29 protein-coding genes are annotated in these 25,268 nt (G+C 49.2%); 12 read left to right on the top strand and 17 right to left on the bottom strand.

The features are described from left to right. Nucleotides 1–202, top strand: a 202-nt coding sequence (locus ACYQ1O_RS13425; protein WP_459992366.1) for a hypothetical protein, incomplete at its 5' end; no start/stop codon positions are given. A 73-nt stretch (nucleotides 203–275) separates the two neighbouring features. Here the strand turns inward: ACYQ1O_RS13425 and ACYQ1O_RS13420 are convergent. From ACYQ1O_RS13420 to ACYQ1O_RS13395, 6 genes are read right to left on the bottom strand one after another with little or no spacing between them, the layout of a single operon-like run. Beyond that, nucleotides 276–530: an FAD assembly factor SdhE gene (locus ACYQ1O_RS13420; protein ID WP_459992365.1), complete on the bottom strand. Its 255-nt coding sequence runs from the start codon at nucleotides 528–530 to the stop codon at nucleotides 276–278. Further along, nucleotides 530–1,315 (bottom strand): succinate dehydrogenase iron-sulfur subunit, encoded by a 786-nt coding sequence (locus ACYQ1O_RS13415; RefSeq protein ID WP_459992364.1) that lies wholly within the window; start codon nucleotides 1,313–1,315, stop codon nucleotides 530–532. The genes ACYQ1O_RS13420 and ACYQ1O_RS13415 overlap by 1 nt, the downstream gene beginning before the upstream one ends. Further along, nucleotides 1,315–3,099 (bottom strand): succinate dehydrogenase flavoprotein subunit, encoded by a 1,785-nt coding sequence (gene sdhA, locus ACYQ1O_RS13410; RefSeq protein WP_459992363.1) that lies wholly within the window; start codon nucleotides 3,097–3,099, stop codon nucleotides 1,315–1,317. Before sdhA ends, ACYQ1O_RS13415 begins: the two co-directional genes overlap by 1 nt. 3 nt (nucleotides 3,100–3,102) lie before the next feature. Continuing rightward, nucleotides 3,103–3,483 (bottom strand): succinate dehydrogenase, hydrophobic membrane anchor protein, encoded by a 381-nt coding sequence (sdhD, locus tag ACYQ1O_RS13405; protein ID WP_459992361.1) that lies wholly within the window; start codon nucleotides 3,481–3,483, stop codon nucleotides 3,103–3,105. Between the two features lie 11 nt (nucleotides 3,484–3,494). Beyond that, nucleotides 3,495–3,872 carry a succinate dehydrogenase, cytochrome b556 subunit gene (gene sdhC / locus ACYQ1O_RS13400; RefSeq protein ID WP_459992359.1) on the bottom strand — a complete coding sequence of 126 codons (378 nt, stop codon included), beginning with the start codon at nucleotides 3,870–3,872 and terminating at the stop codon, nucleotides 3,495–3,497. Nucleotides 3,873–3,895: 23 nt separating this feature from the next. Then, the gene (locus tag ACYQ1O_RS13395; RefSeq protein WP_459992358.1) at nucleotides 3,896–4,060 is read right to left on the bottom strand and encodes a DUF1674 domain-containing protein; all 165 of its coding nucleotides are present in this window, start codon (nucleotides 4,058–4,060) and stop codon (nucleotides 3,896–3,898) included. A 210-nt stretch (nucleotides 4,061–4,270) separates the two neighbouring features. Between ACYQ1O_RS13395 and ACYQ1O_RS13390 the strand changes: the two genes are divergently transcribed. Beyond that, nucleotides 4,271–4,456 (top strand): hypothetical protein, encoded by a 186-nt coding sequence (locus ACYQ1O_RS13390; protein WP_459992357.1) that lies wholly within the window; start codon nucleotides 4,271–4,273, stop codon nucleotides 4,454–4,456. A 39-nt stretch (nucleotides 4,457–4,495) separates the two neighbouring features. Here the strand turns inward: ACYQ1O_RS13390 and ACYQ1O_RS13385 are convergent, their stop codons facing one another. Continuing rightward, nucleotides 4,496–4,618, bottom strand: a complete 123-nt coding sequence (locus tag ACYQ1O_RS13385; RefSeq protein ID WP_459992356.1) for an SPASM domain-containing protein — start codon at nucleotides 4,616–4,618, stop codon at nucleotides 4,496–4,498. A gap of 575 nt (nucleotides 4,619–5,193) precedes the next feature. On the opposite strand from ACYQ1O_RS13385, the gene ACYQ1O_RS13380 reads away from it, so the two are divergent. After that, nucleotides 5,194–5,730: a hypothetical protein gene (locus tag ACYQ1O_RS13380; RefSeq protein ID WP_459992355.1), complete on the top strand. Its 537-nt coding sequence runs from the start codon at nucleotides 5,194–5,196 to the stop codon at nucleotides 5,728–5,730. A 152-nt stretch (nucleotides 5,731–5,882) separates the two neighbouring features. Here the strand turns inward: ACYQ1O_RS13380 and pqqE are convergent, their stop codons facing one another. The 5 genes from pqqE to pqqA form a co-directional block, all read right to left on the bottom strand. Continuing rightward, the gene (gene pqqE / locus ACYQ1O_RS13375) at nucleotides 5,883–7,013 is read right to left on the bottom strand and encodes a pyrroloquinoline quinone biosynthesis protein PqqE (RefSeq protein WP_459992353.1); all 1,131 of its coding nucleotides are present in this window, start codon (nucleotides 7,011–7,013) and stop codon (nucleotides 5,883–5,885) included. Continuing rightward, nucleotides 6,994–7,290 carry a pyrroloquinoline quinone biosynthesis peptide chaperone PqqD gene (gene pqqD, locus ACYQ1O_RS13370; protein ID WP_459992352.1) on the bottom strand — a complete coding sequence of 99 codons (297 nt, stop codon included), beginning with the start codon at nucleotides 7,288–7,290 and terminating at the stop codon, nucleotides 6,994–6,996. The genes pqqE and pqqD overlap by 20 nt, the downstream gene beginning before the upstream one ends. Continuing rightward, entirely contained in the window at nucleotides 7,277–8,005 is a 729-nt protein-coding gene (gene pqqC, locus ACYQ1O_RS13365; protein WP_459992350.1) for a pyrroloquinoline-quinone synthase PqqC, read from the bottom strand. The genes pqqD and pqqC overlap by 14 nt, the downstream gene beginning before the upstream one ends. 8 nt (nucleotides 8,006–8,013) lie before the next feature. Then, entirely contained in the window at nucleotides 8,014–8,925 is a 912-nt protein-coding gene (pqqB, locus tag ACYQ1O_RS13360) for a pyrroloquinoline quinone biosynthesis protein PqqB (RefSeq protein WP_459992348.1), read from the bottom strand. Nucleotides 8,926–9,044: 119 nt separating this feature from the next. Continuing rightward, nucleotides 9,045–9,119 (bottom strand): pyrroloquinoline quinone precursor peptide PqqA, encoded by a 75-nt coding sequence (gene pqqA, locus ACYQ1O_RS13355; protein WP_083930472.1) that lies wholly within the window; start codon nucleotides 9,117–9,119, stop codon nucleotides 9,045–9,047. Nucleotides 9,120–9,438: 319 nt separating this feature from the next. Between pqqA and ACYQ1O_RS13350 the strand changes: the two genes are divergently transcribed. Then, complete coding sequence (locus ACYQ1O_RS13350) at nucleotides 9,439–9,618, top strand: hypothetical protein (protein ID WP_459992346.1); 180 nt, start codon at nucleotides 9,439–9,441, stop codon at nucleotides 9,616–9,618. A gap of 58 nt (nucleotides 9,619–9,676) precedes the next feature. Here ACYQ1O_RS13350 and ACYQ1O_RS13345 read toward each other — a convergent pair whose 3' ends face one another. Next, nucleotides 9,677–10,420 (bottom strand): HesA/MoeB/ThiF family protein, encoded by a 744-nt coding sequence (locus ACYQ1O_RS13345; protein ID WP_459992377.1) that lies wholly within the window; start codon nucleotides 10,418–10,420, stop codon nucleotides 9,677–9,679. Nucleotides 10,421–10,561: 141 nt separating this feature from the next. On the opposite strand from ACYQ1O_RS13345, the gene ACYQ1O_RS13340 reads away from it, so the two are divergent. The 5 genes from ACYQ1O_RS13340 to ACYQ1O_RS13320 all read left to right on the top strand — a co-directional run bounded on the left by ACYQ1O_RS13340 (nucleotide 10,562) and on the right by ACYQ1O_RS13320 (nucleotide 14,426). Further along, on the top strand, nucleotides 10,562–10,849 hold the full coding sequence (locus ACYQ1O_RS13340; protein WP_459992345.1) for a co-chaperone GroES: 288 nt from the start codon (nucleotides 10,562–10,564) through the stop codon (nucleotides 10,847–10,849). A gap of 56 nt (nucleotides 10,850–10,905) precedes the next feature. Continuing rightward, the gene (gene groL, locus ACYQ1O_RS13335) at nucleotides 10,906–12,558 is read left to right on the top strand and encodes a chaperonin GroEL (protein ID WP_459992343.1); all 1,653 of its coding nucleotides are present in this window, start codon (nucleotides 10,906–10,908) and stop codon (nucleotides 12,556–12,558) included. A gap of 817 nt (nucleotides 12,559–13,375) precedes the next feature. Beyond that, nucleotides 13,376–13,663: a type II toxin-antitoxin system Phd/YefM family antitoxin gene (locus ACYQ1O_RS13330; RefSeq protein ID WP_459992341.1), complete on the top strand. Its 288-nt coding sequence runs from the start codon at nucleotides 13,376–13,378 to the stop codon at nucleotides 13,661–13,663. Further along, nucleotides 13,626–13,931: a Txe/YoeB family addiction module toxin gene (locus ACYQ1O_RS13325; protein WP_459992340.1), complete on the top strand. Its 306-nt coding sequence runs from the start codon at nucleotides 13,626–13,628 to the stop codon at nucleotides 13,929–13,931. Before ACYQ1O_RS13330 ends, ACYQ1O_RS13325 begins: the two co-directional genes overlap by 38 nt. A 102-nt stretch (nucleotides 13,932–14,033) precedes the next feature. Next, nucleotides 14,034–14,426 carry a hypothetical protein gene (locus ACYQ1O_RS13320; RefSeq protein ID WP_459992339.1) on the top strand — a complete coding sequence of 131 codons (393 nt, stop codon included), beginning with the start codon at nucleotides 14,034–14,036 and terminating at the stop codon, nucleotides 14,424–14,426. 452 nt (nucleotides 14,427–14,878) lie between these two features. Here ACYQ1O_RS13320 and ACYQ1O_RS13315 read toward each other — a convergent pair whose 3' ends face one another. From ACYQ1O_RS13315 to ACYQ1O_RS13300, 4 genes are all read right to left on the bottom strand, one after another. Further along, nucleotides 14,879–15,109 (bottom strand): FeoC-like transcriptional regulator, encoded by a 231-nt coding sequence (locus ACYQ1O_RS13315; RefSeq protein WP_459992337.1) that lies wholly within the window; start codon nucleotides 15,107–15,109, stop codon nucleotides 14,879–14,881. Continuing rightward, a complete protein-coding gene (feoB, locus tag ACYQ1O_RS13310; RefSeq protein WP_459992336.1) occupies nucleotides 15,106–17,433 on the bottom strand; it encodes a Fe(2+) transporter permease subunit FeoB in 2,328 nt (775 codons plus the stop codon). The genes ACYQ1O_RS13315 and feoB overlap by 4 nt, the downstream gene beginning before the upstream one ends. Beyond that, on the bottom strand, nucleotides 17,430–17,666 hold the full coding sequence (locus tag ACYQ1O_RS13305) for a FeoA family protein (RefSeq protein WP_459992334.1): 237 nt from the start codon (nucleotides 17,664–17,666) through the stop codon (nucleotides 17,430–17,432). The genes feoB and ACYQ1O_RS13305 overlap by 4 nt, the downstream gene beginning before the upstream one ends. A gap of 268 nt (nucleotides 17,667–17,934) precedes the next feature. Next, nucleotides 17,935–18,702, bottom strand: a complete 768-nt coding sequence (locus ACYQ1O_RS13300; protein ID WP_459992332.1) for a hypothetical protein — start codon at nucleotides 18,700–18,702, stop codon at nucleotides 17,935–17,937. 244 nt (nucleotides 18,703–18,946) lie between these two features. Here ACYQ1O_RS13300 and ACYQ1O_RS13295 point away from each other — a divergent pair, with 244 nt between their 5' ends. The 3 genes from ACYQ1O_RS13295 to ACYQ1O_RS13285 are packed head-to-tail and all read left to right on the top strand — an operon-like array spanning nucleotide 18,947 to nucleotide 25,266. Continuing rightward, complete coding sequence (locus ACYQ1O_RS13295; protein WP_459992331.1) at nucleotides 18,947–20,428, top strand: complex I subunit 4 family protein; 1,482 nt, start codon at nucleotides 18,947–18,949, stop codon at nucleotides 20,426–20,428. A 9-nt stretch (nucleotides 20,429–20,437) separates the two neighbouring features. After that, nucleotides 20,438–23,704, top strand: coding sequence for a DUF2309 domain-containing protein (locus ACYQ1O_RS13290; RefSeq protein WP_459992329.1), 3,267 nt, complete (start codon nucleotides 20,438–20,440; stop codon nucleotides 23,702–23,704). Then, the gene (locus tag ACYQ1O_RS13285) at nucleotides 23,701–25,266 is read left to right on the top strand and encodes an NADH-quinone oxidoreductase subunit 5 family protein (protein WP_459992327.1); all 1,566 of its coding nucleotides are present in this window, start codon (nucleotides 23,701–23,703) and stop codon (nucleotides 25,264–25,266) included. Before ACYQ1O_RS13290 ends, ACYQ1O_RS13285 begins: the two co-directional genes overlap by 4 nt. Nucleotides 25,267–25,268: the final 2 nt, after the last annotated feature.

Genomic DNA, 25,268 nt, shown 5'->3' with positions numbered 1-25,268 from the left:
GTGTCTCCACGACATCGGGGCTTTTTTTATGCCGGGAAATTTGCCTGGGTTTCGCTTCCAAAGCGCCATCGGTAAGGCAGCGTTTCGCACCCGGCAAAAAAGACCGCCCGACCCCAAAAGAAGGGGGTGGGCGGCCTCTTTAACCGGTTGGCTGAACCTTCCCTTTTCTGGATGGCTTTTTCAGTTTCATTTCAACCCCTAGTTGGATTGGAAAGAGATAAGCAGAATGCAATATGCATGAGCGACCGCATGATTTTTGCCGACATAAAAATCTTTTATGGATTAAAGCTTTGTAAATCCGGCGGGTTGATCTTGACCGCCAATTGCTTTATCGGTTCTGGGTAATCGCCATAGTCGCCCATCAGCAAAGGCAATAGCTCATTATCTTCCAATGTTAGTAGTTCAATAAATAGCCGCTGCTCTTGCAGCTGTGCCGATGAATAGACATGCTTTAGATAATGTTCAAGCAGCAAATCAAGTTCTTTGCAACCGCGCCGGCATTGCCATTTTAAGCGTCCTAGTGATGACATTAGCCAAGCTTTCGTTGTACCAACAACTTTTTGGTTTCAGCAATGGCTTTGGCTGGGTTCAACCCTTTTGGACAGGTGTCTGTACAGTTCATAATTGTGTGGCAGCGGTAAAGCTTGAACGGGTCTTCCAGTTCATCTAAACGCGCGCCGGTGTTTTCATCACGACTATCCACTAACCAACGATAAGCTTGCAGTAGTACAGCAGGGCCTAAATAACGCTCGCTGTTCCACCAATAACTAGGGCAGCTGGTTGAGCAGCAGGCGCAGAGTACGCATTCATACAAACCGTCCAATTTGGCGCGGTCTTCTTTGCTTTGCAGGCGCTCAGAATCGGCAGGTGCGGGTGTTTGGGTTTCTATCCACGGTTTGATCGACGCGTATTGGGCGTAGAAATGGGTCATATCCGGCACCAAATCTTTAACGACTTGCATATGCGGCAGCGGATAGATTTTGATGGTATCGGGATAGGCGTCGATGGCTTTGGTGCAGGCTAGCGTATTTTTGCCATTGACGTTCATGGAACACGAACCGCATACACCTTCGCGACAGGAGCGGCGGAAGGTAAGGCTGCTGTCGATGTCGTTTTTAATTTTTAAAATGGCATCCAATACCATCGGTCCACAGTCGTCCATATCCAGTTCGAAAATATCGATACGAGGATTTTCACCGGAATCAGGATCCCAACGGTAGATTTCAAAACGGCGGACATTTTTGGCACCCGCAGGTGCTTTAAACGTATGGCCTTGGGTTAAGGTCGAGTTTTTGGGCAGCGTAAATTCAGCCATTAGTAGACCCTCTCTTTGGGTGGAATGACATCAACTTCATCGGTAAGTGTGAACATATGAACAGGACGGTACGCGATACTGACTTTGCCATCGCGCAGCCAAGTCAGTGTATGTTTCATCCAATTACCATCATCGCGGTCTGGGTAATCTTCACGAGCATGACCACCTCGGCTTTCGGTGCGGTTACCGGCAGCGGTGATGGTGACTTGCGCTTGTGCCAGCAAATTGTCCAATTCTAAGGTTTCTACTAAGTCCGTATTCCAAATTAAGGATTTGTCTTTAACACCGACATCAGAAAAAGAGCTGGCGATTTCATTCATGGCCTTGATGCCTTCAGTTAAGGTTGCCTCAGTCCTAAAGACTGCCGCCTTGGTCTGCATGACTCGCTGCATGTCCAAACGGATTTCTGCGGTGCTGCGGCTGCCGTGGGCGTGGCGGATTTGGTCGAAACGCGTTAGCGCTTGGTCGCAAGCGTTTTTGTTGAGTGGTTTGTGCGGACTGTTGGGTTTGACCAGTTCGGCACAACGGATGGCGGCAGATCGCCCGAACACCACCAAGTCCAGCAGCGAGTTTGACCCCAAACGGTTGGCACCATGCACAGAAACACAAGCCGCTTCGCCTATTGCCATCAGACCAGGCACGACTTTGTCGGGATTCTCTCCGTCCAAAGTGACCACTTCGGCTTTGTAGTTGGTTGGGATGCCGCCCATGTTGTAATGCACGGTAGGCAACACCGGGATCGGTTGTTTGGTGACATCAACTCCGGCAAAAATGCGCGAGGTTTCGGCAATGCCTGGCAAACGTTCGTGGATGATGGCGGGATCAAGATGTTCGATATGCAGGTAAATATGGTCTTTCAATTTGCCTACGCCACGGCCTTCGTTGATTTCAATGGTCATGGCGCGACTGACCACGTCGCGCGACGCTAAATCTTTCGCTGATGGTGCATAGCGTTCCATAAAGCGTTCGCCTTCGGAGTTGGTCAGATAACCGCCTTCGCCACGCACACCTTCGGTAATCAAACAACCAGAACCGTAAATGCCAGTTGGGTGGAATTGCACGAATTCCATATCTTGCAAGGGCAAGCCAGCGCGTAGCACCATGGCGTTGCCATCGCCAGTAACAGTATGTGCCGACGTGCAGGAGAAATAGCTGCGTCCATAACCGCCGGTTGCTAAAACAGTTTGATGGGCTTTGAACAAATGCAACGAGCCGTCATCCAGGCACCACGCCAATACGCCACGGCATTCGCCGTCTTGCATAATCAAATCCAAGGCGATGTATTCAACGAAGAATTCGGCGTTATGTTTTAAGGCTTGTTGATACAAGGTGTGCAAAATGGCATGACCGGTTTTGTCGGCAGCGGCACAGGTGCGTTGCGCTTGGGCTTTACCGTAATGCGTGGACATGCCGCCAAAGGCGCGTTGGTAGATTTTGCCTTCTGGGGTTCTGGAGAACGGTACGCCGTAATGTTCCAGTTCGATAATTGCCGGAATCGCTTCGCGGCACATGTATTCAATCGCGTCCTGATCGCCCAGCCAGTCCGAACCTTTAATGGTGTCGTACATGTGGAAGCGCCAATCATCTTCGCCCATATTGCCTAACGCGGCGCTGATGCCACCTTGGGCGGCAACGGTGTGGCTGCGGGTAGGGAAAACTTTGGTCAGGCAAGCGGTTTTCAGGCCTTTTTCTGCCATACCAAAAGTGGCGCGAAGCCCAGCGCCACCTGCGCCGACAACCACCACATCGTAGGCGTGTTCAATAATGTTGTATCCAGTCGTCATGTCTTATCCTATCGAAAGTACGCGGAATACCGCCAATAATGCTGCCAGTGCCAACAGCAGAAAAACTAAGTTGACTGACCACACGGCGATTATTTTTGCGCCTTCAGCGGCAACGTAGTCTTCTATCACCACTTGCAAACCCAAGGCGGAATGGTAAAAAACCGCCAAAATCCAAGCCACGATACAGACACTGTTCAGCGGTTGGCTGAGCCAGATAATGCTTTGTTGGTACGATGAGTTCATGCATAAGTCCAGCAAGGCAATCGCCCAAAATGACAGGGGGATAAGCGCCACGGCGGTGACGCGCTGCATCCACCAGTGATGGGTTCCGGCTTTGGCGGAACCTAGCCCACGGACACGCGCTAAAGGTGATCTATAGTCCATAACAGCCTCGTTTAGACGAAGATTAAAGTAAATAAAGTGAGCAGCAATGATGCAGCCAGTTCGATCATCGCATAGCGGTTTAAGGTTTCCAGTGCAAAGGTTTCGCCGGCATCCCAGATCAAATGGCGGACACCGTGGCATAAATGGAAAAACAAAGCGTAGACAAAACCAAAATACACCAGTTGCAACAGGCCATTGTCGAGAAAATCTTGCATGGCTTTAAAATCGTCAGGTCCACCAGCTAGGGCAGAGGTGATATAGACAAAAATCAGCAAGCCTAAAGACAGGAAGACACCCGTAATGCGGTGGCTGATGGAGATCAGGCCCGTCAAAGGCAGTTTGTAGATTTGCAGGTGTGGCGAGGTGGGGCGGTTTGAGTGTGTTGCCATGTTTGTGTCCTATTGTCCGTTAATCAAAAATCAACACAACGACCATTTTTTTCCCAATCGCCATAACGGGTCGGCTCCAAACCGGTTACGCCGCCTAGTTCTTCAATATTGGGAGTTGGATCGGGTTGTTTAATGGGGGGTGTTTGCACCAAATCTGTGCCGTTTTTGTCGTTATTTTCTGGCTGCATGGTTTTTACGGGTAAACATTACTGTTTGATAAGTCTAAACTATTTCCGTTTAAAACTAACGGTTATTTATCAGCTTATTTACGGTTATTCGGTAAATATATTGTCTTGCTATTGGCGGTTTTTAGTTAGCGCGCTGTTTCACGAAAGGTATTAAACCCTTGTTATTCCGTTGCTATGGAAAAGGCTAAGGTATGTTTGGAAGCGATACCCATGAATCCGTTGGATACATGGGTGTTGCAAATTTTTTTGAGGGCAGCAAAGTGTGGGCTTGCTGTTTTGCCGTTAAAAGTTTTTGGGGTTTTTGCTATTGCGGAAAATCAGCAGTTTTTCTTGGATGGCAAGGCTAGCTGCTTTAGCGGCATCTATGAGCTGTTGGATGACGTCATGCAGGAATGATTTGCTGCACACCGGATCGGCGTTGTACAAATCTCTCCGTCAATAAATAGGCTTGGCAATGGCAGCCGCCAAAGTCTTTGGTTCTTTCATCCAGTCATCGCCACGGAAGAAATTGAAGGCTTTAGACGCGTGCCAAATTTCTTCGACACTGAAATCATTCACATTCGGGCAGTCCAAACCAGGCAATTGTCGTGGAGAATGGCAGGGCTGCCCCGCCCGGTGCGGCGGTCAGAGGTGTGGGTTTGCTTATGGTATCCAGCTATGTTGTAAAGCTGATGGTGGTTGTGCGCGTAAAGATCAGCATCATTAGACAGTAACAGCAAGGCAATAATAGGCAACAAAAATAATTTCACTGGTTCATATAAGAAAACAATAATATGCAACATATTGAAAAGCTTGCTTTAAGAGGTTTTTTCGGTTCGTTGTAATATCAAAAAATACCTTAACGATTAAAAAATTTATCCTGTCTGGTAATAGGTTACCTTGAAAAATAAAGTTGATTTACTATACTCAATCACGCAATGAGATTGATCGTTTCGTACTAGTAAAAGTCTGCTCAAACTTGTCGCTATAGCTCCGGTTTGTCTTAATTTTAAAAGCCAAACCAAATGCCGAATAGTTTTAAATTGCTTATGGCAATGTTTTTTTTATTGCTTTGTTGTTGGTTTTGAAGGTTTTTCTTAAAGTACCTTAACCGCATACACTGCAACCTTATTTGTAATTTCCGGAGTTTTACAATGAAAAATATTTTAATGGCTTTTAGCTTTGCTTTACTGATGTGCTCGTTTCAGGCAGGTGCTGCCACGTTGAGCCTTTCTGCAATTACTGCTGGCGCTACCGTGTCCGCAGCTAATGCAAATGACATCGTTGGCGGTGGCGCGATCACTTCTGCTAACACATCATTTACTTACAAGTGGAGCTTGGTTTTGTCTTCTACAGTAGATGTTTTGCTTACCACTACAAACACCCCTTTTACTAATCTTTTAACTTCACCTGTTTACACTTTTGCTTTAAAAGATAGCACAGGCACTACCACTATAAACTCCTTGACAGGTGCCATTGGTGGCCAATTTACCGTAGCTTCATTGGCTGCAGGTACTTATGAAATTTGGATTTCTGGTAAAACTAAATTATCTGGTGGTGTTAACTCTTCATTTAGCGTTTTCAATACCTCTCCTGTGCCAGTACCTGCAGCCGTATGGTTGTTCGGTTCTGCTTTTATGGGCTTGGTTGGCGTATCACGTCGTAAAGGTAAAACTTCAATGGCTGCTTAATTGCGTTAGCCATTTGAAAAAAAAGGGAGGCTTCGGCCTCCCTTTTTTATGCGTGAAACTTTAGCCAAAAATTTGCTGATCGTTAAAATCTGGTGTGCATAACGCTCAGTATGGGAGCGGCTTTAGTCGCGATTGCCACCGTATACTAAGCATTAAAATAACTTAGAGTTTTTGCTGTTGCGGAAAATTAAAGGCTTTTCTTGTGTACTAAGGCTTGTCGCTTGGGCCGCGTCAATCGCTTGTTGGATGACGTCATGCTGGAATGACTTGCTGCACACCGGATCGGCATTGTACATATCGCCAGTCAATAAATACGCTTGGCAATGGCAGCCGCCAAAATCTTTGTCTTTTTCATCGCAACTACGACAGGGTTCTTTCATCCAGTCATCACCACGGAAGAAATTGAAGGCTTTAGACTCGTGCCAAATTTCTTCGACACTGAAATCATTCACATTCGGGCAATCCAACCCCGGCAATTGCCGTGCGGAATGGCAGGGCAGGGCAACCCCGTCCGGTGCGATAGTCAAAAATGTGGTTCCCCAACCATTCATACACGCTTTCGGGCGGTCTTCGTAAAAATCCGGCACGACGTAATAAATCTTCATTTTACCGGCGACTTTTTCTTTGTACGCTTGGGCAAGCGCTTCGGCTTGTTCAAACTGTTCTTTGGTCGGCAATAACAAATCGCGGTTGGCGTGTGCCCAACCGTAATATTGCGTGTTAGCCAGTTCCAGATAATCCGCGCCTAACTCCTCCGCCATCGCCAAAATTTCCGGCATCTGATGGATATTTTCGCGGTGGATCACCACGCACAACACCATCGGATAGCCGTGTTTTTTCACCAAATGGGCGACTTGTTTCTTATGCTCAAAGGATGCGGTTCCTGCGATATGGTCGTTCAATTCTTGCGTGCTGGCTTGGATGCTAACTTGGATATGATCCAGTCCGGCTTCTTTTAGTTGGACGATTTTCGCTTCGTCCATGCCGTAGCCTGAAGTAATCAGGTTGGAATAATAGCCCAGCTCGCGGGCGTGCCTGACCAATTCCGGCAAATCCTGACGCGTCAACGGCTCGCCGCCTGAAAAACCTAGCTGCACCGCGCCCATTTTCCGCGCTTGCGTCAATACCCGTTTCCAATCATCGGTACTCAATTCGCTTTTGTAATTGGCGTAATCCAAGGGGTTGGAACAATACGGGCATTGCAGCGGGCAGGCGTAAGTCAGCTCCGCCAATAACCAGCGTGGCGGGGTAATAGGGTTTTGCTTATTGTTGAATCCAGCCATGTTGTAAGGCGACCTCTAAGAATGCGGTAATGTCGTTGGCAAGGCCGGACGTGGCGAATTTTTCTTCCAATGCGTTGATGATTTGTGCGAGGTTACGGACGCCATCGCAGCATTTTAAGATTTCTGCTGAACTTTGGTTGAGTTCAACCATACCTTCGGGGTAAAGGATCACGGTTTTTTGTTGGGCTTCTTCCCATTGCAAACGGTGCGTGGAAGAAAAGCGTATGGGTTTATCGGGGTCTAAGGCCATGGTCTTATTGGGTTTATTGGTCAACATTAAAATACGGCGGCATATCATTGATATAAGCCATGTACATGGCATCCGCCATTGTCCATAACACATCCAGCTTGAATTTTAGGATTTGCACCATGCGTTCTTGCTGTTCGCGGGTTTTGTACCAGTTTAACGTAATCTCCAAGCCATGCTCGACATCGCGGCGCGCTTCGGTCAGGCGTTTACGGAAATAGCTATAACCTTCGAGGTCTACCCACGGATAATGTTCCGGCCAATTGTCCAAGCGTTGTTTGTGGATTTTGGGCGCGAACAGCTCGGTCAATGATGAACTGGCAGCTTCGTGCCATTCGGCGCGGCGGGCAAAATTCACGTAGGCATCGACGGCAAAACGCACGCCTGGCAAGACGTGTTTGAGAGAGGTGATGTCTTCGCGGGTCAGGCCAACGGCAATGCCCAATTGTATCCACGCTTCAATGCCGCCTGGATCGCCAGGATGCCCATCGTGGTCAAGGATGCGTTGTACCCATTTGGCGCGGGTTTCGCGGTCGGGGCAATTCGCCAAAATATTTGCATCTTTAACGGGAATGCTAACTTGGTAATAGAAGCGGTTCGCTACCCAACCTTGCAATTGCGCTTTGCTCAGTTTGCCTTCGTTCATCAGCGTGTGGTACGGGTGATGAATGTGGTAGTACTTTTCCATGGCCCGTAGTTGGGCTTCAAATTCTTCGCGTGTCCAAGCCGTGTTTTCTGATGACATGTGTGTGCCTATAAATCAATTTCCAAACCGTCGTAAGCGACCTCAATGCCCGCCGCCGTTAAAGTGGCGTATTCGGCGGAATCTTCGTCCAAAATCGGGTTGGTGTTATTGATGTGAATCAAAATTTTGCGTTTTTCGCCAATCGTGCCTAGAACTTCAATCATGCCGCCTTCGCCTGATTGTGGCAAATGACCGATGTCGCGTGCGCGTTTATGGCTGATGCCTTGGGTGACCATTTCGTCATCGGTCCAAAATGTGCCGTCAACCATCACGCAATCGGCGGCTTGCATGGCTGCCATGACGTGAGGCTCAATTTCACCCAAACCTGGCGAATAGAAGGCTTTTTTGCCAGTAGAAATTTGTTCGATAATCACGCCGACATTATCGCCATCGTGCGGATCGTAGCGGTGCGGCGAGTAGGGCGGAGCTTTGCTTTTAAGTGCTTGGCTGTAAATGCGGATGTCATCAATGCCGGGTACGGTAAAGCTGCTGCCGTCGATAGGGATGGCGTGGTGGTTGACGGTGCAGTAATGCGACAACATATTAAACACGGGGAAACCGCTGGTCAGATCGTCTTTCACCATGTCAGAGCAGTAAATATCCAGCGGTTTGCCTTCCCGCAGCATCAGCAAACCGGTGGTGTGGTCAATTTGGCTGTCCATCAGCATAATGGCTTTAATGCCGGTATCGCGGATGCCTTCTTGCGGTTGGATGGCGGGGAAGGCTTCCAGCTGCGCGCGGATGTCGGGCGAGGTGTTAAACAACAGCCAATTGCGGTTGTCCGTGCTGACTGCGATGGATGATTGCGTCCGCGCTTTGCCATTCATTTGCTGGTGGCGGATGCGATGGCAGTTATGGCAGTTGCAGTTCCATTGTGGAAAACCACCGCCAGCGGCGGAGCCTAAAACTCTTATTTTCATGAAGCAAACCTAAGGTGGATAAGGGCTGAAATGATACGGGATTAGCAGTTTTCAGGCAAAAAAAAGGGGTTCAGTCAGAACCCCTTTTTTGCGATCCCAATAATTAAATCGGGTATTGCTTAACGGTTGTAGATGTACATTGTAACTTCAAAACCGAAACGCAGATCAGTAAAGCTTGGTGTTTCCCATTTCATAATCGTCTCCTCGAGAGGTTTTTTTTAAGTGTGTGCTAGCTCGATCAAGTAAGCTACCTTGAAGTATACGATGAAGTTTTTTATTAAGCAACAGTTGCCAAAGGCTGAATGGCAATTGTGCTGTAAAAACGGCCTTAAAGTATCAATAAAGATAAGCAAATTAGCCGCTTGCAGGTTTCGATAAGCAGGCTAATCGGTTAATTTTAAGCGTGTTTTTCAACCTGGAAAAGAGTATCATCCCATTTCACCTGCAATTAGTAAGACAATTAAAACAAAAAATACTGAGGAGGATTTTATGGGTGTAGTAGGACTGTTTATTATGATGTTTCTGATAGCGGGTTTGGCGTTCGCGCCGCTTGGCTATTTTATTTATAAGTATATGAGCAAAAACGCCACGCCGTTTGGCGAGACCGAGCCGCATGGCGACAGCCCGTCCTTCGTTAACGATTTGGCAGAAAATGCCATCAGCTTTGCCAAAGGCTTGTTGGCAAAAAAATAACGCGCTTAAACAAGCGGGTCGGTTGGCTGGATTTTAGCGATCCGCCCCGCTTTTAAACTTAACTGCCGCACGTTGGGCAGTGAGGATTTTTCTTAAGCTTTAAACAATTCCATTCCATCGTTAAGCCATCCAATAACAGCAACCGCCCCGTCAGCGTGGTGCCTATCCCCATAATCAGCTTCATTGCCTCTAAGGCTTGCATACTGCCGACGATGCCGGTAATCGGTGCAATCACGCCATTGGTGGCGCAATTTTGCAATTCCTCACCATCACTTTGATACAAGCAGTTGTAGCACGGGCTGTTGTTGGTTCCAGGCGTAAATACCGACACTTGGCCTTCAAAACGTATTGCTGCCCCCGACACCAGCGGCGTTTGTTGGGCGACACACGCTTTATTAATGGCAAAGCGGGTGGCGAAATTATCGCTGCAATCCAACACGACATCGGCATTTTTTACTTCATTTTCAAGTGTTTCACCTTCCAAGCGTTGTTTGACTGCATGGACGCGGACTTCCGGATTGAGTTGATTTAGCGTTTGCTGGGTTGAAATTGCCTTATCCATCCCTATATCAGAGGTGTGATGGGCAATCTGCCTTTGTAAATTGGATAAATCAACCACGTCATCATCATAAACCGTTATCGATCCTACACCCGCCGCCGCAAGGTACATGGCAGCAGGCGAACCTAAGCCGCCTGCGCCGATAATCAGTACATGGGCGGCAAGCAATTTTTGCTGACCGGCGATGTCGCATTGCGGCAGCATAATTTGGCGGCTGTAACGGAGTAATTGGTTGTCGTTCATAATAGAAATAGGTGATGGCTCAATGCCAGTGATGATGCCAAAGAACTTGACAGACTGCAAAAGCTCATTATCATTAGCACTCATTGGTAGAGAGTGCTAATAGTTTTTTTAAACCATTATTTTAATCTTTAGGAGATATAAATGAACATCCGTCCGTTACACGACAGAGTGATTGTCAAACGTGTTGAAGAAGAAACTACTACTGCTAGCGGCATCGTATTGGCGAGTTCTGCAGTTGAAAAACCAAGCCAAGGCATCGTTTTGGCTGTTGGCGCAGGCAAACCACTAGATAACGGCACTGTCCGCGCGTTGGAAGTTAAAGTCGGCGATAAAGTATTGTTCGGCAAATACGCAGGCAACGAAGTGAAAGTTGACGGTGAAGAAGTCATCGTAATGCGTGAAGAAGACATCATGGGTATCTTAGGTTAATCCTAAGCCAACCCACGCTTTATCATTAAAAAACAAACAAATTCAGGATAAAAAAAATGGCAGCAAAAGACGTATTATTTGGTGATGACGCACGTGTCCGTATGGCGCGTGGTGTAAACATCTTAGCAAACGCAGTAAAAGTTACTTTAGGCCCTAAAGGCCGTAACGCCATCTTAGACAAAAGCTTTGGCGCACCAACCATTACTAAAGACGGCGTATCAGTCGCAAAAGAAATCGAATTGAAAGACAAATTCGAAAACATGGGCGCACAAATGGTTAAAGAAGTTTCTTCAAAAACTTCTGACGTGGCTGGCGACGGAACAACTACTGCAACCGTATTGGCACAATCTATCGTTAACGAAGGTTTGAAAGCGGTTGCCGCTGGCATGAACCCAATGGACTTGAAACGCGGTATTGATTTAGCCGTAACTAAAGCCGTTGAAGCCGTTGTTGCTTCTGCAACTCCTTGCACCGACAACAAAGCGATTGCCCAAGTCGGCACAATCTCTGCAAACTCTGACGCATCCGTCGGCGACATCATTGCTGAAGCGATGGAAAAAGTCGGTAAAGAAGGTGTTATCACGGTTGAAGAAGGTTCAGGCTTGGACAACTCTTTAGACGTGGTTGAAGGTATGCAATTCGACCGTGGCTACTTGTCACCTTACTTCATCAACAAACAAGAAAACATGAGCGTCGAACTCGACGACCCAATGATCTTGATTTACGACAAAAAAATCTCCAACATCCGCGAATTGTTACCAATTTTGGAAGGCGTTGCTAAATCAGGCCGTCCATTATTGATTATCGCTGAAGACGTTGAAGGCGAAGCCTTAGCTACTTTAGTCGTTAACACCATGCGCGGCATATTGAAAGTCTGCGCGGTTAAAGCCCCAGGTTTCGGCGACCGTCGTAAAGCCATGTTGGAAGACATCGCAGTATTGACTGGTGGTACTGTTATTTCTGAAGAAGTGGGTTTGACTTTAGAAAAAGCCGAATTGGATCAATTAGGTACAGCGAAAAAAATCCAAATCACCAAAGAAAACACCACCATCATCGACGGTTCTGGTTCAGAAGACCAAATCAAAGGCCGCGTTGCGCAAATCCGCGCCCAAGCTGAAGACGCCACTTCTGACTACGACAAAGAAAAATTGCAAGAACGTCTGGCTAAATTGGCTGGCGGTGTTGCCGTGATTAAAGTTGGCGCAGCCACTGAAATCGAAATGAAAGAAAAGAAAGCCCGCGTAGAAGACGCGCTGCATTCAACCCGCGCTGCGGTTGAAGAAGGCGTGGTTGCTGGCGGCGGTACTGCGCTGGTTCGTGCCTTGTCTGCACTGGAAGGTTTGGAAGGTGCAAACCACGACCAAACCGTCGGCGTAAACATCCTGCGTCGCGCTATGGAAGAGCCACTGCGTCAAATCGTTGCTAACGCTGGCGACGAGCCATCTGTTGTCTTCAACGAAGTCAAAAAAGGCACAGGCAGCTACGGCTACAACGCCGCAACTGGCGTTTACGGCGACATGATCGAAATGGGTATCCTTGATCCTGCGAAAGTGACCCGCACTGCACTGCAAAACGCAGCGTCTGTTGCTGGCCTGATGTTGACTACCGAAGTCATGATCGCAGATGCACCTAGCGACGACAAAGCTGGCGGCGGTATGCCAGACATGGGTGGTATGGGCGGAATGGGTGGTATGGGCGGCATGATGTAATCATGTTGTCTTGAAGCCTTTGGCTTTAAGCGCTTTGCTTTGAAAATGAAAAGCCTCGGTTGTGTATTCAATCGGGGCTTTTTTTGATATATTGCAAACTTCTGGACGATAAAAAACCCGAATCAGCGCGAACTGAATTCAGGTTTTGTTTTTTATTAATGGACAGAGCTATTAAACGTTTTTCTCGAAACCTTAACAAACCTAGTCTTTCTTAAAGTTAGCATAGTATAACAACTCTACTAAGAATAAAGCAACTACTTTACTTATAACTTTTTCCTAAAGGTAGTTGCTCCTCCTTCTATAGTGCCGAGAATGTTAACAACTATAACAGACTAGGCTCAACAAACTGGAGTCTAACATGACAGAAGATAATGCAACCAACAATAGATATAAAACTACTACTATTACTTTGAGGCATCAGTCTGATAAATCACAGTGCTTTCTATATGTAAGACTAAACTATATCCAACCTAAATGGATGTTGCATATCAAAAACTTGTTTCTGTTTGTTATGCAGACACAAGTTCTTAGCTATTTAAAAGACTTTTTGAACTGGCTTAACTCCTAATCTGTGTAAAAGTACTGGCTACCCTACCATTGTGTGCATTCCCAAGCTCCCGCTTGGGAATGCAGTATTGGAAGCTCCTGCTTCCAGTGTTCTCGAAGCTAGAGCTTCCCGAACTTGAGTTTCCAAGCCGGAGCTTGGGAACTAGCAAAACCACAACGATTCCCCCGCCCAAGCCACACTATTGTATTTATATGTACAATATGCTGTACAATTTAGCCATTAAGTTAAATCTACGGGAATCAGATAATCATGAACATATTAACGTTTAGCGAAGCTCGCGCCAGCTTAAAGGCAGTGATGGACAGTGTTTGCAAAGACCACACACCGACAGTAGTCAGTCGTGTTAATGGTGAACACGTTGTGATGTTGTCATTAGATGATTTTAATAGCATGAAAGAAACCATGTATCTGTTAAGTTCACCTGCTAATGCCAACCATCTTATGGAGTCTATTGCTCAACTTAAAGCAGGTAAGGCACAACCACGAGAACTTATCCGCAATGAAAAATCAAAAGAGCAAAAACAAACAGCAAGCTAAAATCGGCAAGCTTTCATTTACAGATAAAGGCTGGGAAGACTATCTTTTTTGGCAAAAAGAAGACCCGAAAATTGTCGATGAAATTAATAATTTGCTTGATGAATGCTTAAAAAACCCGTTCAAAGGCACGGGCAAACCAGAGCCATTGACTGGCGATTTGGCAGGTTTTTGGTCGCGGCGCATCACCCATGAACATCGTCTAGTCTATTTGCCGGAAGATGGCGCAATTTATGTGGTGGCTTGCCGATACCATTACATGAAAAAATAAAAAGATCGTAGCCCGGTTGGGGTTCGTGGCTCACTCCAATCTACGAAACGGCTTTTGATTTCATTATCAAATAAAGCGCATTCCACGAAGAGGAGCAAAGTCATGCACTCAAAAGTAACATTCGATTCGTCGCTATTCAGCCCTTATCTGCCTGATGATGCCCAAGCCAATCCGAATTGTTATGGGGCGGAACTTGCTTTTTGGTTGTCCAAAAAATTGGCGGAGCGGGGTGTTTTTACCTCGTACCCGATTGCCGAAGACTGGGGCTGGTTTATCGAATATATCACTGAATCTGAAGATGAATTCTGGTTGCGCTGCACCAATCGCGATGGCTCGGCTGACCAATGGCAATGCATTCTTGAGGCAAAGCCCAAAAGCTGGTTCGGGCGCAACAAACCCAGCCTTGAACGGGCTGAAACCTTGCTGATGGCTTTGCGGGCGGTCTTGGAAGGGCAGCCGGAAATTGGCAATATCCGCTGGGGCGATGCGCCATAATTTGGCGGATTAAAATAATTGCTACCAGAATGAACGTTTGGCTGTTTTGGAGTGATTAACGTTTGAGTAAAGAAAAAGGCTTTCTCAACAAAATCCCGGTACTTGGCAGAAAAAACGGAAATAGCTGATAAAAACCGTCAATACAGCCGTAGCCAATCAAAGCGTAAATAAAAAATAGGAATTCACATGAAAGTTAAAACAAATTTAAAAGCCGGTAGAAAAGGCGTTGAAGCTAGCCACGGTGGCAGACCTAGACCTGTTGGCAAAGGCGTATAGGCATCGGCTATAGCCGGTTAGCCATTACTTGGTGGTTTTTCGGTGTCCGGCTTTACAAAAAACCTGCTTGCAGTCTGCAAGCAGGTTTTTTTTTGCCCGCCATTCTGTCCTGTTTACTGGCATGGACGGGCAGTAGATTGGTGTGAGCAACGAACCCCAACGCAAAGTTGGATATTTCAGTTGCCTTTTTCTACCCACTCGTAAAGCTCGGTCAAGGCCGGATCGCATTTGCAGCAGCTGGTGCCGCAGTTGCCTTCGGGGGTTAGGCGTCTGACGTTGCCTTTGCTGATCCATTTGCCCAACATGCCGCGCAGGGCGTCGGCATCGACATTGAAGTGGTTGACCAAATCTTTTAAGGCAACGCGGTGTTGTTGTTTTAAATATTGCCGCAGGTCTGACAAGATCATTTGTTTGCTCCTTCAAAGGTTGTTTGCGCTTGTTGTTTGCCGGATAGCCATAAACCCAACAAGACCATTAAAAACGCGCTGACCAAGCCGCCAATCCATAAGGTGGAATATTGTGGGTGGGCGCTATAGGTTGCGCTTTGGTAATAGAGCGTGGCGGTCATAAAGGCTAAGCCGGTGGTCCATAACACCACAAAAATTGTCCAGTTAAGGTTGGTTTCCCGCAGAATGGCGGCGGTTGCGGCGACGCAAGGTGCGTATAGCAAGATAAACAACAAGTAGGCGAAAGCGCCCGCTTGCCCGTCAAAACTTTGGCGCATCGCCAGATAAGTGGCGGTGTGTACTTCTTGCTGGCTGGCGGCGTCATCAAGGTTGTTGACTTCACCAATGTTAAGTCCTAGCGGATCAAGCAGGTTGTCGGCAACTTTTTGCAGGTTGTCGGGGATGGTTTGCCAAGCATCGGTTAAGGCTTGGCTTAAGTTGAAAACTTCCGGTTCGCTGGGGTTTTGGCTGGCGGCTCGTTGGCTGTACAGCGCATCCAATGTGCCGACGACGGCTTCTTTGGCGAGGACGCCGGTGAAGATGCCAACGGTGGCAGGCCAATTGTCTTTTTCGATGCCCATCGGCGCAAACGCGGGTGTTAAGCTGCGACCGATGGCGCTCAGCACGGATTTTTCGCTGTTTTCTTGCCCAAAGCTGCCGTCTGTTCCCAGTGCATTCAAAAAGTTAAGCACCAAAACCATCGGTACGATGACTTTGCCGGCATCGAACAAGAAGGCTTTTAAGCGATCCCAACTGCGGATAAATACGCCGCTGAGGGTGGGCAGGTGGTAAGTGGGCAATTCCATAATGAAGACCGCCGTTTCGCCTTTGAACAAGGTGTGGCGCATGATAAGCCCAGTCATTAACGCAACGCCTATGCCTAGCAAATACAGCCCGAACACCAAATTTTGCCCACCGACCGGAAAAAAGGCGGCGGCAAAGAGCGCGTACACAGGCAGGCGCGCACCACAGGACATGAACGGGTTCATCAGGTTGGTGAGGATGCGGTCGCGTTGGTTTTCCAAAACGCGGGTCGCCATAATGGCAGGTACGTTGCAACCAAAGCCGACGATCATCGGCACGAACGATTTGCCCGGCAAGCCAATCACGCGCATCAGGCGGTCGACCACGAAGGCGGCACGCGCCATGTAGCCAGAATCTTCCAATGCCGATAAAAATACAAACAAAAAACCTACCACAGGGATGAAAGTGGCGACCACTTGGATGCCGCCGCCAACGCCTTGTGCCAGCAGCGCGACCAGCCATGCTGGGCATTGCCAATCGGTCAGTACTTGGCTTAAGGCATCGACCATGATGGCACCGACGGCTTGGTCAAAAAAGTCGATAAAGGCACTGCCGATGTTGATGGTGAACATGAACATGGCGTACATGACCAGCAAAAATATCGGGATGCCTAAAAAACGGTTCAGGACGATGTTGTCGATTTTTTCGCTGGTATGGCGGCTGACTTCGTTCAGCTTGCAGACGCAGGCTTGGGTCAGTTGGTTGACGAAGCCATAACGGGCATCGGCGGCGAGAATGTCGATTTCGTCATCGGTGGCGTGTTCGACTTGCGTTTGCAGTTCCGCGACCACTCCGCTGATGGCTTGTCCTGCCATCGCTTGGGCGAGGGTGTCGTTTTCCAACAATCGGAGGGCTAGCCAACGGCGGTCACAACGATGTTGGCTGACGGCTTGGTCCAGGTGGTGGCACAGTTCGTCAATGGCTGTTTCTACGGCGGCTGGGTAGCGGATGTGGGCGTTGGGTGTCGGTTGGCTGATGGCGGCGGTTTTGATCGCCTGTTTTAAATTATCAATGCCATTTTTGCGGGATGCGGAAATGGCGACCACCGGACAACCCAGTTGTGCCGCCAAGTGGTCGCTGTCGATTTTGATGCCGCGCTGTTTGACCACGTCCATCATGTTGAGGACTAAGATCATCGGTACGCGCATTTCCAGCAATTGCGAGGTCAGGTAAAGGTTGCGCTCGATATTGGAGGCGTCGATGATGTTGATGATTAAGTCGGCTTCACGGCTGGCAACGTAATCGCGGGCGACTTTTTCATCAAGAGAGACGCTGTCGTCTGATGATTCCAGCGAGTAAGTGCCGGGCAAATCGACCAGATCAACCACACTGTTGGCGTAGGCGTATTGTCCGGTTTTCTTTTCAACCGTTACCCCAGGCCAGTTACCGACATGCTGTTTTGAGCCGGTAAGGGCGTTGAACAGGGTGGTTTTGCCGCAATTGGGGTTGCCGACTACGCCAACGGTAAAAACGGTTTTCATGCCTGTTTCTCAATCATGAGGATGCTGGCTTCATCCTTGCGTAGGGTTAATGAAAAACCGCGCAATTTGATTTCTACCGGATCGCCCATTGGCGCAAAACGGGTGACGCTAAATTGTGTGCCGGGTGTCAGGCCCATAGCGAGCAGGCGTTTTCGGTAGGCTTTTCCGGTGGGGTCAAAACCGACGATAGTGGCGAGGTCACCAACAGCAAGATTTTTAAAAGGAGTTGCCATATGTTTTTCCTTGTTTAGTCTGCTAAAGCGAGTTATCAATAATCATTCTCATTAAGAAAAAGTATACCGTGCTGGCGGTTTAAAACAAGGTAAATTTCAGGCTTTATTGTTGAAACAATGCTCACCCAGTGGTGACAAGTACTGCGTGTGAGGAGGCATATTTGAAAATAATGGTAAACCAATGGGTTAATGGAATGGGAAAGGCGATAGAAACAAAAAAGCCCCAATTGCAGGCTGGCAATTGGGGCTTTTTGTTGTCCGCCCTTACTTAGAAGTGTGCGGCTAAACCGAAAATCAGCTGATGGTTGACGGTTTCGGTGTTGATGGTGCCGCCGCCCGTCAGGTCGTCTTCAACATCAACATAAGACAGTTTGTATTCGGCGAAACCCGACAGGAAGCTGACCAGGTCATAATTGAAGCCCAACATGCCGTTAACGACTGGGCCTGCGCCTGCTTGGTATTCGTAGGTCTGTACGCCGCTAATCATGGCTTCCACGTGCGGGATGCTGAAGCCTGCGCCTAGACCAGTATAAATTTGCATACGGCCCAATAATGAGTTGTCACGTTGCCCTGTTGGGAACCAACGGTACTGTCCGTTGAAGGTTAAGGTGTTGACACCGTGCGACATATTGAAGTCTTGAATGGAATTGCTGATCGGTTCAACGCCGTTGGCGGTGCTGCCGTCGGCTCGGGTGCCGGTGACGAGGGCGTTTTTGTCGTATTCAAGGTAGTTTTTGATATGGCTAAAATCGACCGACAAACCCCAGTTGGGTGCGCTGTCAAACCAGTAGCCAATGCGTGCGCCGTAGAAAATGGGCGATTCAAATGATTTATCATTCCAGCTGACGTCGTGAAAAGTCAGGTTAGTAGTGCCTTGTTTTAGGTTTAAGTCGCCGTTATCAATAAACGATTGGCCTGCATATAAAGCCAGATTGATTTCGGCATTGGCAACCGATGCCATCAATAAGCCGGACACCAAGCCGATTTGTGTGATCCGTTTCAATGCGCTTTTAGTCGCCGTATTTTTTAGCTTCATTTTATCGTTTTCCTGTTAGAGTGTTGGCAGATTCAAGGCTTAATGGCACTTGTTGAGCCGATAAAAAAGCTTTACCTTACCATTTTTAGGTTATTTTGGGCAAAAAATTGCTTTAACCCCACGGGCTTAAAGACAGTCTGCCAATCGCTCCAGGAATTTTGCCAAGCATTGCCAAATCGTTTGGCAACCGTATAATTGCAGCCATTTGCGGCACATTTACCAAGATTTTTAAGGACTTTAACTTATGGGGATGCTTAGTCTGTTGCTTTGGACTCCAGCATTGGGTGTGCTGCTGCTGGCGTTAACGCCCAGCCAATCTGTTGCCGCTATCCGGTTTTTGGCTAATGCTTTCACCAGTCTTACATTGTTGCTATGCGTAGGTGTTATGTGTATTTATGACCCACATAATGGCGACTTGCAGTTTAGCGAATATTTTCCGCTTAACCCTAATTTAGGTAGCGCCTATGCCTTAGGTGTTGATGGCCTATCGATGCCAATGTTGTTGTTGGCAAGCTTGCTGACTTCCGCCGCGCTGCTGGCTTCCTTTAAACTGACAATCAGCGTTAAAGGCTACCATATCTGTGTATTGCTCTTGGAGTTTGGCGTCTTGGGTGTGTTTTTGGCACAAGATTGGGCGTTGTTCTATATCTTTTGGGAAGTGACCCTTATCCCGCTGTTTTTCCTGATAGGCCGTTGGGGCGGAAAGCGTCGCCATGCTGCCAGCTTAAATTTTGTTTTGTACACGATGGGTGGCTCGGTCTTTATGTTGATGAGTCTATTGGCGATAAGCCAATATGATTTGCAACATGTCGGCTCCTTGATGACCTCCATGCATCAAGCCGCAAAAGACATGCCCCTCTACGAACAAGTGTTGGTATTGCTGGGCTTTTTGCTGGGTTTTGGCGTAAAAATGCCGGTCTTCCCTTTGCACGGTTGGTTGCCGTTGGCGCATGTGGAAGCGCCGAGCGCCATTAGCATTTTGCTATCGGGCATCTTGCTGAAAATGGGCGCATACGGGCTGATACGCGTGATTGTTATGCTGCCGGAAGCGGCGCAAACCTTACAGCCTTTGTTGGTATTTCTAGCTTTGTTCGGGATGATTTACGGCGGCTTATTGGCTTGGCGGCAAAGCGACTTGAAAGCAATGGTGGCGTATTCGTCGATCAGCCACATGGGTACGGTCTTGTTAGGCATTGCGACCCTCAACGAGCTGGGCATCAGTGGCGCGGTATTACAGATGTCCGCACACGGCTTGATTGCGGGCGCACTGTTTTTGTTGGTCGGCATCCTTTACGAGCGCACCCGCACGCGCAACGTGCAAGATTACGGTGGTTTGATTGGCGTTGTGCCGCGTTTGTCATTGCTGTTGATTTTAAGCTTGCTGGCGGCGATGGGCTTGCCGGGTTTTGTGGGTTTTATTGCCGAACTGCACACCTTAATTGGCGGTTATCAACAATGGGGTTGGTTGGTGTGGGTGTTTCTTGTCGGAGTGCTTATCAGCGCCGCTTATGCCTTGCGGACACTCAATTTGCTGTTTACTGGCTCGGTGAAGCCCGCTATGCAGACGTTGGACGACTTGACTCCACCCGAATGGCTGGCGGCCGGTAGTTTAGTGTTGGCGATTGTTGGCTTGGGGCTTTATCCAAAGCCGCTTATTGATTTGTCCGCCGCCAGCATTAGCCAAATTAGCACACTGATTCAAGTGCGTGTTACCAAAGCACCTTAAGGAACGGGCATGCGAAATAAGGCGTTTAAATCCCAAGACAGTATCGAACTCATCCGCGCGGCTATCAGCCATCTTGCCCATCTTTTGCCTGGGCAAGCACCCATTCAGGACTTCGTTCACCACAACACATTACACGGCTACCAACATTTGCCATTTGAGCAAGCCTTGGCGGAAGCCGAACGTACCACCGACATTAACGCCTATCTTCCCGACAACAGCTTCCGCGCATTTTACCGGCAAGGCCGCATCACCGATGACGACTTAAACGCCGCTTTTGCTACTTTTCCGCATCTTCAGGCTGGGCAAAGCGTTTGCGAACTGGCTCAGAAAAACCTTAACCGACAAGCGATTTACCAATGTGCCTTATTGTTTGATTTTGATCCGGTCAGTACCAGCCATCTCAATTGGCTGATAGAAGAGCAGCAAGTACTAAGCAAGCTACAAACCGATGTGCCGCCAAAAGTACGGCAGGTTTTTTTGGCGGGCGAAGGCGATGAAAGCGAAGCAGTTAGCGCCTTGTGGGACATTATTTCCATTACTTTAGGATTGGCGCATGCCGGATTGCATTGCGAAGCCTTGTTGGAGTTGTCGCCCGAACAGGTCGAAGATTGGTTGGTGCAAGCCGAACAAGGTGCGTCGGCTCACGAACTGACCCAACAACAAGCGCGCTTGCAATTGCAAGCCTTGTTGGATAGGGTCGGGGCAGACACCACCTTGCGCGGATTTGTGCAAGCGTTAAGTGGTATCGATATTTTAGATTCGGTGCGACCGCAGCTGATCCGCATTTTCGCCTCATGCATGGACGAAGGTGTGGCGGCCTGGCATTTTCCGCCAAGCCAACAAGGTGGCGTTTATGCCGCTTGGCGGGCGACCTTGCCTTACGATGCCAACTTGTTCTTGCAAGCCTTGCCCGACTGGCAACAGACCCTCAATGAATTGCCCGACGATGCGCTGGCGGCGATTGCCTATCATTTGACCGAGCTGGGTATTGCCAAAACCAATTGGGAAAATTATTTGCAACGTTTGGCATTGGAGCTGCCAGGCTGGTCGGGCTTGATAAACTGGCGGCAACAGCATCCTGACTACCGCAGCAATAGTACTATCGTGCCGGAACTGGCTGATTATTTGGCGATCCGCCTCACTTTGGATAAGCTCTGGCTTAACCAAGTCTGCCGCGACATTTGGAAAGTTGAAGCCAATGTTGATGCGTTGCGTGGTTACTTCAGCAAAAACTTGTCTGAATTGCTGGTGCGCGAGCGTTTATATCAAGGCAATCTGCCGGAATATTTGGTGCAAAAAGCCGAAGCCCTGATTATCCGCAGCGGTTCCGAACGCAATAACCGCGCCGATTGGCAGCAACTGGCGGATCTGATCCAAACTTGGCTTGCCAGCCCGTTGGCGCAGTGCCAAGTCAGCCACTCTACCGGCAATAGCGTCTGGCGACTATTCCGCCTGTGCCAGCATTTGGGCTTGGGGCCGTCAACGGTCGCGCAGCTTGAGCAGTCCGATTTGCAGGCGTTGCTGTCGGTATTGGATGGCTTTACCAGCAACCAACGCAGCCCAATATGGTTGGCCGCTTACGAACGCCATTACCGCGAAGAGCTGTTCCACGTCTTACGTGCCAATCACCGGCGCGGTCGCTGGGCAAGCCGCGAGCAAAGGCCGGAAGCGCAAATCGTCTTTTGCATGGACGAGCGCGAAGAAAGCTTCCGGCGGCATTTGGAGGCATTGAATCCAGCCATTGAAACCTTGGGCGCAGCGGGCTTTTTTGGTGTGGCGATGCATTACCAAGGTTGGCAAGATGCTTATCCGGCGGCTTTATGTCCGGTGGTGGTTACACCTGTCCATCAAGTTAACGAAGCGCCCCGTGCTGATGCGGAAGCGGGTTTTGCCCGTCTTCGCACCCAATGGTGTATCAGCCAACAATGGGCGGATTTTTACCACCACGGTTTGCGGCGGCAGGTGTTGTTGTCGCAATTGCTGATGAATATGGCTGCCCCTTTTGTTTTGCTGAACTTGCTTGGCAAAGCGCTGATACCCAAACACTGGCACGACTTACGGGCAAGCATCACCAAGCGCTTGATGCCGGATCTGCCTTCTGAAGTGCAAGTGACTGCGCAGGTCGCCAATGGCTCTGCCACGCCCTCCCATCCGCAAAGTGGTTTTACCGATAGCGAACAGGCTGATCGCGTCGCCGGTTTTTTGCGCACTATCGGTTTGACCCATGGCTTTGCGCCCTTGGTGGTGCTGATGGGGCACGGTTCCAGCAGTTTGAACAATCCACACCGCGCCGCTTACGATTGTGGCGCGTGCAGCGGTCGTCATGGCGGCCCTAATGCGCGTGTCTTTGCTGCGATGGCTAACCGTCCGCAGGTGCGGGGATTGCTAAGCGCGCGTGGCATCGTTATTCCGGACGATACCTGGTTTATCGGCGCAGAACACAACACCTGTAACGAAACTATCAGTTGGTACGATTTGCAAGATTTGCCCGCCCAACAGCAGGCGGCGTTCAGCGGTTTAAACCAGCAATTGGCGCAAATCCGCCAGCAGTCGGCGCATGAGCGTTGCCGACGCTTGGCTTCCGCGCCGCGCAACCCTTCATTAAAAGATGCGCTATTCCATATAGAAGAGCGCGCACTGGACTTTTCGCAAGTCCGTCCTGAATTGGGCCATGCCACCAATGCGGCGGCGGTCATCGGACGGCGTTCGGTGACGCAAGGGACTTTTTTGGACAGACGGGTGTTTTTGATTTCGTACGATGCCAGCCAAGATGCCGACGGTCAGGTTTTGGAAGCGATTTTGCTGGCGGTCGGGTCGGTGGGTTCGGGCATTAACTTGGAATATTATTTTTCCACCGTCAACAACGAACACTTAGGTTGTGGCACGAAAGTGGCGCATAACGTCATCGGTTTTTTTGCCGTTATGGAAGGCGCGTCCAGCGACCTGCGCACCGGTTTGCCGAAACAAATGGTGGAAATCCACGAAGCCATGCGTTTGCAGATTATAGTCGAAGCCAAAACCACGGTTTTGGAACGCATTTATGCCGAGCAACCTGGCTTGCAGGAATTGATTGCCGGTGGTTGGGTGCATTTGGGCGCGATCCATCCCGACACCGGCGAATTGTCAGTCTTTGAGCGTGGCAAAGGTTTTACGCCGTGGCTGCCGGTAGCCACCGAGCTGCCCGTTTCCGCCAATTCTTTGGCTTGTTATGCCGGACACAGCCAGCCGGTGCCGCCCCAATTGCTTAACCAGCCGATGATGCAGGTGGTTTTATGATGGATGCGTTGGTCATTATGATCCCTTTCTTGCCACTTTGTGCGGCGCTCATCATTGGCGCAGGCGTCGGTTTGGGAAAACTGGCGGACGAGCCGTCCGAGAATGTCACGGCAGATCTGGCGGTGGGTGCCGCCAGTTTGTCATGCCTGATGGCTTTTGCTTTGCTGATTGCCGATTGGCTGGGTAAAACGAGCGGTTATTTCAGTGTCGGGCAGTGGTTGGGCAGCGATACGCTGGACATCCGCATCAATTTCATCAGCACCGGTTTCAATGTGCTGTTGTCTGCCTTGTTTGCGTTGCTGATGGTGTTGGCAGGCCGTTTCGCCGTCAACTATATGCATCGCGAAAAAGGCTTCCACCGCTTCTTTTTTGTGCTTAGCCTGTTTGCCGCCGCCATGCAAATGCTGGTGTTGTCGGGCAATATTGTCGGTACTTTTGCCGGCTGGGAAGTCGCTGGCTTGTGTTCGTATCTGCTGATTGGCTATCAGTATGACAAGCCGGTGGCGGTTGTAAACGCCACCCGAGCCTTCCTTACCAACCGTATCGGCGATGCTGGTTTTCTGATTGGGATCAGCTTGTGCTATGCATGGTTGGACAATATCAATTGGGCGCGTTTGCTTGCCGCGAAGGATGAGTTAAGTATCGGTCAGGCGACCGGCATTAGCTTGTGCTTTGCTTTGGCGGCTTTCGCCAAGTCTGCGCAATTGCCGTTTACGCCTTGGCTGGCAAGGGCGATGGAGGGGCCGACGCCTTCCAGTGTGGTGTTTTATGGCGCGGTGATGGTTCATGCAGGCGTTTATCTGGTTTGGTTGTTGCAGCCGATTTTTGAGCAATCGCCGTTTGCCATGGCGGTGTTGGGCATTGTGGGCGGCTTGACGGCTTTGTACAGTTTTATTGTCGGCTTAAGCCAAACCGATGTGAAATCTTCCTTGGTGTTTGCCACTTCCGGGCAGTTAGGTCTGATGTTTTTGGAATGCGGCTTGGGCTGGTGGCAGCTGGCGGCTTGGCATCTGTGCGCCCATGCCATTGTCCGCGGCTTGCAATTTTTAACAGCGCCTTCGTTAATGCATGATGTGGCAGGCAGGCCCAATAAGCCTGTTACCGGCGCATTGGCGCAGCAGCCGTGGGCGTTTACGTCGTCGCTGCAGCGCTTCTGGTTGGATCCGATTACCGATTGGGCTTTGGTCAATCCGGTACGCCAGCTGGCGCAAGATTTAAGCTATTTTGATGCCCATATCGTTGATCGTTTTATGGGGTCGCCGGAACCTGCCATCCGCACATTGGCGACGCTTGCTCAACAGGAAGAAGACAGTATTGGCGCGAATTTGTCCAGCGAAGCCGATGAGTTTGCCCAAGGCAGCGGTTTGGCTGGTAAGCTGATGCAGTGGGCAGCGGCGGTCATGCATTGGTTTGAAGACCGTTTTGTGTTGCGGGGTGTCGGCAAGGATGCGGTGCATTGGGGCAGAAAATTAGGTTATGCCGCCAACCAGTTCGAATTGCTGATTTTGCGTCCGCGCTATTTGGTGTTGTTTGTTTGTATCACCTTCTTGGTGGCGTTTTGAGG

The sequence above is a fragment of the Methylosoma difficile genome, assembly GCF_054657615.1.
This window is presented reverse-complemented; position numbering and strand designations above follow the sequence as displayed.